Here is a 9,991-nt window from a genome sequence, read left to right as displayed (position 1 = left end):
ACCAGAATGCGTTGGCGGAGCGGGTGAACGGGATTTTGAAAGGAGAGTTGTTGTTGCAAAGCCCGCTGGATTTGACGCAAGCGCGGGAAATGGTGCGTGAAGCAGTAGATATTTACAACGAGGAGCGGCCGCATCATGCGTTGAAATACAGAACCCCCGATACGGCACATAGGGGGTTCTGAGTAGAGAAATGCTAGTTGAAAATGTGTAAACCTATTTCAGGACTAGACAATTTGTTGTGGTTTAACCATCCCGAATACCATTTTATTAGGTGGTACAGTCGCCACCATAACCTGGGGTGTTTAATGACAAGATTGCTTCGCTCATTTGCTGCCGAGTTCAAACTGGAAGCCACATCCCTGGTGCTCGACCAGGGATATTCTGTCCCTGAAGCCAGCCGTTCACTGGATGTCGGTGAAACCGTGCTCCGTCGCTGGGTTCAGCAACTGCAATCCGAACGAGCTGGCACAACCCCAATCGGCAAAGCACTGACTCCGGAGCAGCAAAAAATTCAGGAGCTGGAAGCCCGTATCAACCGGCTCGAACGTGAAAAGGACATTCTAAAAAAGGCTACTGCTCTCTTGATGGCGGACGAGTTCACACGTACGCGCTGATAGACCGATTAAGGGAGCAAGCCCCCATCACCTTGGTCTGCTGCGCTTTCGATGTTCCAACATCCTGCTTTTACGACTATCTGGCTCGCAGGCGGACGATTAACCGTGAACGTATGCAACCGCGCTGTGAGCTGCGCCGTTTGTTCAAAGCGAGCCGGAACTCAGCGGGCAGCCGTGCCTTGATGTCGATGATGCGGGAGTTGGGGTATCAGATTGGCCGATTCAAGGTACGTAACCTGATGAGGGAAGCCGGTCTGGTATCCAGGCAACCGGGCGCTCATCGCTATCAGGTCGCTCGGTCTGAACGACCGGACATTCCCAATCTGCTGGCCCGCGAATTTGATGTTCCGCAACCCAATCAGGTGTAGCGATATCAGCTATGTCTGTGCAGGTGGTCGTTGGCATTACCTGACAGCGGTGTGTCATGATACTAACTTGCCGAGGATGGCGTATTGCATCTCTTGCAAGGGAAGCACATGGCGGGCAGCTCCCAGCTTGATCGCTTCCTTGGGCATGCCGAAGACCACGCAGGAGGCTTCATCCTGGGCATAGGTGTTGGCACCCGCATCCAGCATCTCGCGCAATCCCCGGGCACCATCATCCCCCATGCCGGTCATGATGATGCCAGTGGCATTCTTGCCGGCATATTTGGCGACGGAGCGAAACAGCACATCCACCGAGGGGCGATGGCGGTTGATAAGCGGCCCGTCGACTACCTCAACGTGATAGTAGGCACCGCTGCGTTTGAGCAGCATATGCTTGCCTCCGGGGGCAATCAGCGCCAACCCCGGGATCACCCGGTCATTGTTCCTCGCCTCCCGCACTTCTATCTGGCAGACCCCGTTCAGCCGTTCGGCAAACATGGCGGTAAATTTCTCCGGCATGTGCTGCACGATGACAATGCCGGGGCTGACCCGGGGCAAGGCAGTCAGCACGGCTTCCAGTGCCTGGGTGCCGCCGGTCGAGGTGCCGATGGCGATGAGCCGCTCGGTGGTTTGTGCCATGGCGTGCTGGTTGGGCGCCAGCATGGCATCTGCGTTGAGTTTGGTGCTGACTGGTACAGAGGAGGGCTTGCCCACGCGCTTGAGGTTGGCCTGGGCCGCTGCACGTACCGCCATGGCCAGGTCGTGGGCAGATTCTTGCAGAAAGCTTTTTATCCCCATGGTCGGCTTGGTGATGATGTCCACCGCGCCGGCAGCCATTGCCTGCAAGGTTGTCTCGGCCCCTTTTTCGGTGAGGGAGGAGCAGATCACCACCGGGGTTGGATGCTCTGCCATGATCTTGGTGAGAAAAGTGATGCCATCCATACGGGGCATCTCCACATCGAGCACGATGACGTCAGGCCACTCTTTCTTCAGTTTTTCCTGGGCAAACAGGGGGTCTGATGCCGTTGCGATCACCCGGATATCGGGTTCCTGCTCCAGCACCGCTTGCAATACCTGTCTGACCACGGCGGAATCATCCACCAGCATGACCCGGATCTGCTTCATTCTCGCGACTCCCGTTGATGTGGCAGACGATGATGGCGGAGCCAGACACTGCCGTTGCAGAGCTCAAAGAGCAAGCTTCGGTGGCCGCTATGGCCAAGATGATGAGCCTTGATATCAAGGCCAAGGTGTCGGGTCAGCTGCCAGGCTGCCTGAATATTTTTGGTGGCGACATTGTTGTCGCTCTGTGCGTATTGAGGCTCGGTAAACATGTTGCCACCCCCGAACAACTTGGCCTCATATTCATGGATGGGGGCGGGATAGTGACTGGCCGCTTGCAGCAACAAGGCTAGGGCCTCATCGGCATAGCGCCCATCCAGCTTGGCAGAGGGATTGCGCCGACTTGGCAGCATGTAGTGACACATTCCCCCCTGCTTCTGCTCCGGATGCCACAAGGTGATGGCAATACAGGAGCCCAGTACGGTTCTGACCACCACATCCTCCTTGCCAAAGAAGAGCTCTCCCGGTTGCAGGATCACCTCCCGAGTCATGACTTATCTCTTCTGATAGATGGAAGGAGAGACAAGCTGCAGGCCGTGGTGCAGGCCATGCAGGCTCTCGGCGTGGCTCACCAGCAGGTAGCCACCGGGTTTGAGTCTGGGTACCAGCCGCTGCAAAACTTGCCCTTTGGTCTCCTTGTTGAAGTAAATCATCACGTTTCTGATGAAGATGACATCAAACATGCCGATGTCCGGCAGATCCTGATTGAGGTTGATCTGCATGAACTGCACCTTGTCCCGCAACTTGCGATCGATGATGAAGATGCCCTCCTGCAGGCCCACACCCTTGAGGCAATATTTCATCAAAAAGGGCAGTGGAATATTTTGCGCCCGCTCGATGGGGTAGCGACCGCTCATCGCCTGTTCCAGCACCCGGGACGAGATATCGGAGGCCAGGATCTCCCAGTTGAAGGTGCTGCGTTTTTCCGCGAGGGTCATGGCCAGACTGTAGGGCTCCTCGCCGGATGAGCTGGCAGCGCTCCAGACCCGCAGCGATTGCTCGGGCGGGAGCGCTGAGACTATCTCCCGCGTCAGAAACTCGAAGTGTTTGGGCTCCCTGAAAAAGTAGGTTTCGTTGGTGGTCAGCAGATCGAGAGCCAGCTGCAGTTCGCTGCTGCGATCGTTCATGATGAGCTGGAAGTAGTCGTCATAACTATCCAGCTCATAGTGGCAGAGCCGTTTCGCCAGGCGGCTGGCTACCAGCGCCTTCTTGGCTGGAGACAGCTCTATCCCCGCCGTTTGATGAAGCCAGCGTTGGAAACGGGAGAACTCATCATCATGCAGCTGGGTTTGATACAAAAAACTGTCCCTCTACCTGTGTTGTCGGAGATGGGAGAGGCAACGCCTCTCCCGTGACTAGAACCGGACAAAATCGCCATCGCCCGTGGGGCGTTGGACTGTGGCGGCTCGTTCCCGACTGTTGGCATTGCTCTCGTTCATGAAGCGACCTCGGGTATTGGGGTGAAGATGCGAGGTGGCTGCTTTACCTTCTTTTGCGTGGGCCTCCAGGGTAAAGAACTCCATGGCCAGCTGCAGCTGTTCAGCCTGGCTGCTCATCTCTTCTGCTGTGGCAGCCAGCTCTTCGCTGCAAGAAGCGTTCTGCTGGGTAACCTGACTCAGCTGGTTCATGGCCTGATTGATCTGGCTGACACCGGTGGATTGCTCAACCGAAGCGGCACTGATCTCCTGCACCAGATCCGAGGTCTTGTTGATGGAGGGCACCATTTGATCGAGCAGGCGACCTGCTTTTTCCGCCATCTCGACACTGCTGGAGGCCAGCTCGCCAATCTCCTGTGCTGCCACCTGGCTGCGTTCGGCCAGTTTGCGCACCTCCGCCGCCACTACGGCAAAGCCTTTGCCGTGATCGCCTGCCCGCGCCGCTTCGATAGCTGCGTTGAGAGCCAGCAGATTGGTCTGGTAGGCGATGTCATCGATGATGCCAATCCGTCTGGCGATCTGTTTCATTGCATCCACTGTTAGTTTGACCGCTTCTCCTCCCTCTACGGCCTCTTTGGCTGCCTTGCTGGCCATGCCATCGGTGACCTGGGCATTGTCGGTATTCTGGTTGATGCTGGCGCTCATCTGCTCGATGGAAGCGCTGGTCTCCTCCATGCTGGAGGCCTGTTCACTGCTGGATTGGCTGATCGACTGGGCGGTCGCGCTTACCTGCTCGGCGGCACTGGAGAGGTTGTCAGAAGCGCCGCGTACTTCGGTGACGATGTTGGTGAGCGAAGCGATGGTCTTGTTGAGCGCATCCTTGGTGGTGCCAAACACACCGGGGTAGTCCGCCTCAATCTGTTGAGTCAGATCACCTTTTGCCAGACATTGCACGACCCGGATGACGTCGTTGAGGGTGCTGTCGATCACTTCGGCAATCTGGTTGATCCCTTCTCCCATCGCCTGAAAGAAGCCGCTCTTGCCAGCAAGTTCCATCCTGCGGTGCAGCTCGCCATTGATCACGGCCTGCACAATGTCGGACATCTCTTTCTCTATCATTACCTCCTTGGTTCTGTCGGCCCATTCGACCACGGATCCCAACCGTTCTCCGGTATCGTTGAAGACCGGATTGGCGATCAGGGAGAAGGTGCGCCCCCCCAGCTGTATCTGGGTGCGGTAGGTGCTGTTGAGTTTGGCCAGCATGGCGCGCTGATGGCCGGGATTTTTATGAAAGCTGTCGATGTTGGCGCCCATCAGCTGATTGGCGTTGAAGCTGTATAGCTCTTTCTTGATGTCGGTCTCGGCCTGATTGAGCATGCCGGTCACAGCCTCGTTCATATAGATAATGTCGAGATTGGTATCGGCAATCATCACGTTGGTGCTGGCGCAGTCGAGGGCTTTGCGAACCAGCTGGTTCTCATGGAGCAATACTTGGTTCTTTTTAATGTCGTTGCGGCTCTGTTCCAGCTTGTCACTGAGCAAGGTGACCACCTCGTTGATGGCATGTCCTACTTCACGCAAGGGGCTATCCATACCGGAAAGATCGAGTGGTGCTGGAACCTGCTCTGCCAGGACTGCGTGTTGCAGCTGGCCGATTGCGTCGAGTAACTGGGTCCGCTGCCTCACTTCGGTGGCATTGTCTCCGAAGAGTTTTCCTAAGAGTGATTGGGTCATGAGCGTTTCCTTATGCTACATGTCGTGGAGTATGGAGGCCTGTTCAGGAGGGTTGCAGGTTGCCTTGTGGCAACCTTGCCTGTGGCTGGGCCAGTTCGTTGAGTTGAGCCATCTCATCGAGTGACAACACTTTCCCGGTATCGATGAGGATGACGAATTTGCCGTTGACCTTGCCCATGCCGCTGATGAAATCGGCCCGGATGCGGGCACCAAAACTGGGTGGGGGCTCGATATCTGCTTGTGGGATACCCAGTACTTCCGATACGGAATCCACCACAACGCCAATATCCTGACCTACAGGTTCATCGCCCTGCGGGGCCACCCCCTCAATAATGACGATGCAACTGCGGCGAGTGATGACCGAAGGTGCATTGCCAAAGCGGGCATTCAAGTCTACGACCGACACTACCGCTCCTCTGAGGTTGATTACGCCGCGAATAAAACCCGGCATCATCGGAACCGGAGTGATATTGCCGTATTCGATGATCTCTTTGACCCCCAGAATATTGATGGCGAACATCTCGTTGTTGATCAGAAATGTCAGGTACTGGGCATCGCCACTGCTCTCGTCAGCGGCCGCTGATGGCACCGTGATGTCGGTGGATGTATGCATGGTCGCCTCCGGTTAAAAGCGGACAAAATCCGCGTCATCAATGGAATGGGATGATGGTTGATTGGGCTGGCTGGCCCGTTGTGGGGGGGCGATGAAACTGCCTCTGGGAGGCATGCCCTTGTGGCCGGTTTCATTGGGCCTGGTGTTGAGCTGCGCACTTTTCTCCAGAGCAAAAAAGGCCATGGTTTGCTGCAGTTCGCTGGCTTGCGAGCTCATCTCTTCGGCCGTGGCCGCCAGCTCCTCGCTGCTGGCCGCATTCTGCTGTGTCACCTGATTAAGCTGGTTCATGGCCAGACTGATCTGGTTGGCTGCGCTGGCCTGTTCCCCGGAAGCAGCATTGATCTCTTGTACCAGATCAGAGGTTTTGCGAATGGAGGGAACGATCCTCTCCAGCAGGTTGCCAGCCCGCTCTGCCTTGCTGACGCTGTCGGAGGAGAGCTCGCCAATCTCCTGCGCTGCGATCTGGCTGCGCTCTGCCAGTTTTCTCACCTCGGCAGCAACCACCGCGAAGCCTTTGCCATGCTCTCCGGCGCGAGCCGCCTCGATGGCGGCGTTGAGGGCAAGCAGGTTGGTTTGGTAGGCAATGTCGTCGATGATGCTGACTTTCTTGGCGATTTGCTGCATGGCGGTCACCGTCTGTTGAACGGATTGGCCCCCTTCGGTTGCCTCCAGCACCGAGTTGCTGGCCATGCTGTCGGTGATCTTGGCGTTCTCGGTGTTCTGATTGATGCTGGCGCTCATCTGCTCGATAGAGGCGCTGGTCTCTTCAACGCTGGCCGCTTGCTCGCTGGTGGCCTGGCTCAATGCCTGCGCCGTATTGCTCACCTGATTGGAGGCATTGGTCAGGTTGTCGGCGGCGTTACGTACCTCTTCGATGATATTGGTCAGCGCAGTGATGGTCCGGTTTAGGCCGTCTTTGGTCTGGCCAAAAATTCCTGGGTAGGGCTCATCGATCCGTTGGGTCAGGTCCCCCTTGGAGAGCGCGGTGGCAATGCGCATCACATCTTCCAGGCTGGTATCTGTCACATGGGAGAGGCGATTCAGCAGCTCGGATACCCGCTTGATATATCCTTGACGATCCTCCAGCGCAATCTTGTGGCTGAAGTCGCCCTGTTCGACAGCGGCGGTGACCAGCGTCTCGATATCCGTGATCAAGGCACCCAGTTTCTTGACCATGTTATCCATCGCCATCAAGAGCTGACCCGCTTCATCGTTGGACTCTATCCGGATCGATACATCCAGATTGCCCTCAGCCAGACTATTGGCCACGCGTAGAGCCTGTTCGATGGGGGTGATGATGCTTTTGATCAGCAGGGTGCCAAACCAGGCTGCGAGTGCGATGCCGACCGCGATAACCACCGCCATGGTTATCAGCATCACGTCATACCAGGATTGCGCTGCGGTATATTCCGACTTGGCCACATTGAGCTGCAGGTTGACCAGCTCGGTGATTTTGTTGCCTATCGGGTCGATGGAGCCATAGAGGGCACCGTCAAAAGTGTTCAGCATGCCAGTAATCATGCCGTGCTGGGTGGCGAGGTATTTCTCCAGCTTGCCAATATCGGTATCGGCCGCGTTGAACAGGGTTGTCGCCTCGGCTGACAAGCGTTGTTCATCCGGTGTGAGGGTGGTGGACTGGTAGTGATGCCACTCGTTTTTAATTGTCTGCTGTGCCTGTTGTATCTGCTTCAAAGCCTCTTCTGCCGGGATCAGCCCCGCATTGGCCTTGTTGAGGTTGTCGATGATCGAGACGGCATAGCTGTCGGAGATGGTCTTCAGCTGCTTGAGGGGAACCACCCTGTCGTTGTAAACGCGCTGCAACCCGGTATTGCTGCTCTGCATGTTGTATAACCCGAGGCTGCCAACGGCCAGCAGCAGCAGGCAGAGCATGCAGAGCAGTATAATAAGACGCAATTTGATGGTGGAATTTTTTAACATGATGGTCCCCTCAGTTGATGCTGGATTGAGGCAGGTTGCGCGACACTGTCAACCTGTTGAGCTGACAGGATTCCTGAGTGATTGCGTGCTGGATCAGCGAAGGAATGTCGAGGATGAGGGCGACCTCTCCCCCCCCAGAATGGTTGAGCCACTGATGCCTTGCAGGCGCTGGAATAATTTTCCCAACGGTTTGATGACGGTCTGGAATTCTCCCAGCAGTTCATCCACCACCAGTCCGGATTTTTTGCCTGCATGGCTGACCACGACAATGTTCTCGCGCCGCCCTTTGCTGCCATTGGTATCGAAGTAGTGTTGCAGGCGGATAAAGGGCAGCACCTCGCCACGCAAATTGATGTAATTGCGACCCTGGGTGTCGGACAGTGCACTCTGGGTCAATTCAACGCACTCGATCACCATATCGAGGGGAATGACGTAGTGGGTGTCGCAGACTCGCACCAGGAAGCCGTCGATGATGGCAAGGGTAAGCGGCAGGCGGATCTGCACACGGGTTCCTTTTCCCGGGATGCTGTCCAGATCGACCGTGCCGCGCAGGGCAGTGATGTTGCGTTTGACGACATCCATGCCCACCCCGCGACCGGAGAGGTTGGTTATCGCCTCGGCAGTAGAGAACCCCGGCTCGAAGATCAGGTTGTATATCTCCTGATCCGTCAGCGTGGTGGTTGGGCTGATCAGACCGCGCTCGATGGCTTTTTGCTGGATCCTGGCTTTGTTGAGACCTGCACCGTCATCCCGAATTTCGATGACGATACTGTTGGAGTCGTGATAGGCATTGAGATTCAGGGTGCCACGGGGGGGTTTGCCTGCCAGCAGTCGTTGCTCTGCCGATTCGATGCCGTGATCCATCGAGTTTCTGACCAGATGCATCAGCGGATCGCCTATTTTCTCTACCACCGACTTGTCCAGTTCGGTCTCGGCTCCAGAGATTACCAGAGTGATATCCTTGTTCAGTTCCTGACTGACATCGCGCACCACCCGCTGGAAGCGGTTGAAGGTATCGCCGATAGGTACCATGCGCAGGCGCAGTGCACTGTCGCGGATCTCTTCCACCAGCATGGCAATGACCGAGGTGGCTTCCTGCAGCTGGCTTTCGCGTGTACGTTGGGCCAGCAGATTGGCTCCTGAACTGGCGACTACCAACTCCCCGACCAGATTGATTAGATCGTCCAGCTTGTCGGCATGCACCCTGACGTAACGGCCCTCTTTGCTCTTGCTCTCCTTGGTCTGGTTCTGTTTTTTCAGAGCAGCATCGACGACGGCTTCGTTGACGGCACCCTGCGCAATAAGGATTTCTCCGAGTCTGGGTGCTTGTTCTGCCGGGGTCGCTTGTTGTGTCTGTAGACCGCTTGCTAACTCCTCTGCAGTCAGGGCGCCGGTGTTGACCAGCAACTGCCCCAGCATGGCGCTATCTTCAGGCAGCGACTCGATCAGGTTGATGTACTCGGCGATCTTGCTGTGGGGTGGCAAGATGGTGATCTGGCAGTCATCTCTGACAAATTCAAAAACATCGCTGATGGCAGCCTTATCTGCCTGCGAGTCGAAGTCTATCTCGTAGCCGAGGTAGCAATTCTCCGGATCGAACTGTTCCCAATCCGGTAGCGCCTGATGGATGGTCTCCACCGAGCATATGGTTCCGAGGGTGCCGAGATAGCGCAGAAATGCGGCCGGATCCATGCCATTGCGCAGCACATCGGGGCCAAAACGCAGGGAGATATGCCACAAGGAGGCTGAGCTGGTAATCCCTCCCTCTTTTTCGATCTTGGGTTCCGGCATATGTACAGTATCTGGCAGCGTGGCATGGGGGACGCACTGATGACGGGTGAGGGTGAGCCTCAGCCGTTCATCCTGGTTGGCATCGCCATCGCTTAATGTGCTGCCCTGTTCTGCAACGACACTGATGAGCGTCTGGATGTGGTCACAGCTCTCCAGCAGAGCCTTGATCAGAGGAGAAGTTACGGTGAGCTGCTGATTGCGGATCTGGTCTAGCAGGTCCTCGACGATATGGGTAAACCCGACGATGGGTTGCAGACCAAACAGGCCAGCCGACCCCTTGATGGTATGAGCAGCACGAAAGATGGCTCCAATCAGCTCGCTATTGTCAGGGTCAGATTCCAGTGATAGAAGGGCTGACTCCATCTCTTCAAGCAACTCGCGTGCCTCGGCGATATAGGTTTGTAAAGCCTGATCAAGATCGATGCTCACGGTGACTCC

At 56.3% G+C, this 9,991-nt stretch carries 7 protein-coding genes and 2 pseudogenes; 2 read left to right on the top strand and 7 right to left on the bottom strand.

The window, feature by feature from the left end:
• On the top strand, positions 1-182 hold a 182-nt coding region (locus AB5Y85_RS19860; RefSeq protein ID WP_368222012.1), incomplete at its 5' end, for an integrase core domain-containing protein.
• 123 nt (positions 183-305) lie between these two features.
• Positions 306-1,025, top strand: a pseudogene (locus AB5Y85_RS19855) (transposase); the annotation flags it as partial.
• 11 nt (positions 1,026-1,036) lie between these two features.
• Here AB5Y85_RS19855 and AB5Y85_RS19850 read toward each other — a convergent pair.
• From AB5Y85_RS19850 to AB5Y85_RS19820, 7 genes and pseudogenes are all read right to left on the bottom strand, one after another.
• Complete coding sequence (locus AB5Y85_RS19850; protein WP_101531219.1) at positions 1,037-2,104, bottom strand: chemotaxis response regulator protein-glutamate methylesterase; 1,068 nt, start codon at positions 2,102-2,104, stop codon at positions 1,037-1,039.
• Entirely contained in the window at positions 2,101-2,592 is a 492-nt protein-coding gene (cheD, locus tag AB5Y85_RS19845; protein ID WP_257687636.1) for a chemoreceptor glutamine deamidase CheD, read from the bottom strand. The genes AB5Y85_RS19850 and cheD overlap by 4 nt, the downstream gene beginning before the upstream one ends.
• 3 nt (positions 2,593-2,595) lie before the next feature.
• Positions 2,596-3,399, bottom strand: coding sequence for a protein-glutamate O-methyltransferase CheR (locus AB5Y85_RS19840; protein WP_005349557.1), 804 nt, complete (start codon positions 3,397-3,399; stop codon positions 2,596-2,598).
• 57 nt (positions 3,400-3,456) lie between these two features.
• Positions 3,457-5,211 (bottom strand): methyl-accepting chemotaxis protein, encoded by a 1,755-nt coding sequence (locus AB5Y85_RS19835; protein WP_201945756.1) that lies wholly within the window; start codon positions 5,209-5,211, stop codon positions 3,457-3,459.
• Positions 5,212-5,254: 43 nt separating this feature from the next.
• Positions 5,255-5,824: a chemotaxis protein CheW gene (locus AB5Y85_RS19830; RefSeq protein WP_042080654.1), complete on the bottom strand. Its 570-nt coding sequence runs from the start codon at positions 5,822-5,824 to the stop codon at positions 5,255-5,257.
• A 12-nt stretch (positions 5,825-5,836) separates the two neighbouring features.
• Entirely contained in the window at positions 5,837-7,762 is a 1,926-nt protein-coding gene (locus AB5Y85_RS19825; protein ID WP_257687637.1) for a methyl-accepting chemotaxis protein, read from the bottom strand.
• A gap of 10 nt (positions 7,763-7,772) precedes the next feature.
• A pseudogene (locus AB5Y85_RS19820) lies at positions 7,773-9,982 on the bottom strand (chemotaxis protein CheA).
• Positions 9,983-9,991: the final 9 nt, after the last annotated feature.

This window comes from Aeromonas sp. R3-1 (assembly GCF_040908345.1).
GTDB classification, from domain to species: Bacteria; Pseudomonadota; Gammaproteobacteria; order Enterobacterales; family Aeromonadaceae; genus Aeromonas; species Aeromonas veronii.
Note: the sequence above shows the minus strand (reverse complement) of the source record. Positions and strands in the feature narration are given on the sequence as shown.

What these genes read in the sequence shown, in the direction of transcription:
- AB5Y85_RS19850 (WP_101531219.1), bottom strand. Translation starts at nt 2,104, where the DNA reads ATGAAGCAGATCCGGGTCATGCTGGTGGATGATTCCGCCGTGGTCAGA.
- cheD (WP_257687636.1), bottom strand. Translation starts at nt 2,592, where the DNA reads ATGACTCGGGAGGTGATCCTGCAACCGGGAGAGCTCTTCTTTGGCAAG.
- AB5Y85_RS19835 (WP_201945756.1), bottom strand. Translation starts at nt 5,211, where the DNA reads ATGACCCAATCACTCTTAGGAAAACTCTTCGGAGACAATGCCACCGAA.
- AB5Y85_RS19830 (WP_042080654.1), bottom strand. Translation starts at nt 5,824, where the DNA reads ATGCATACATCCACCGACATCACGGTGCCATCAGCGGCCGCTGACGAG.
- AB5Y85_RS19825 (WP_257687637.1), bottom strand. Translation starts at nt 7,762, where the DNA reads ATGTTAAAAAATTCCACCATCAAATTGCGTCTTATTATACTGCTCTGC.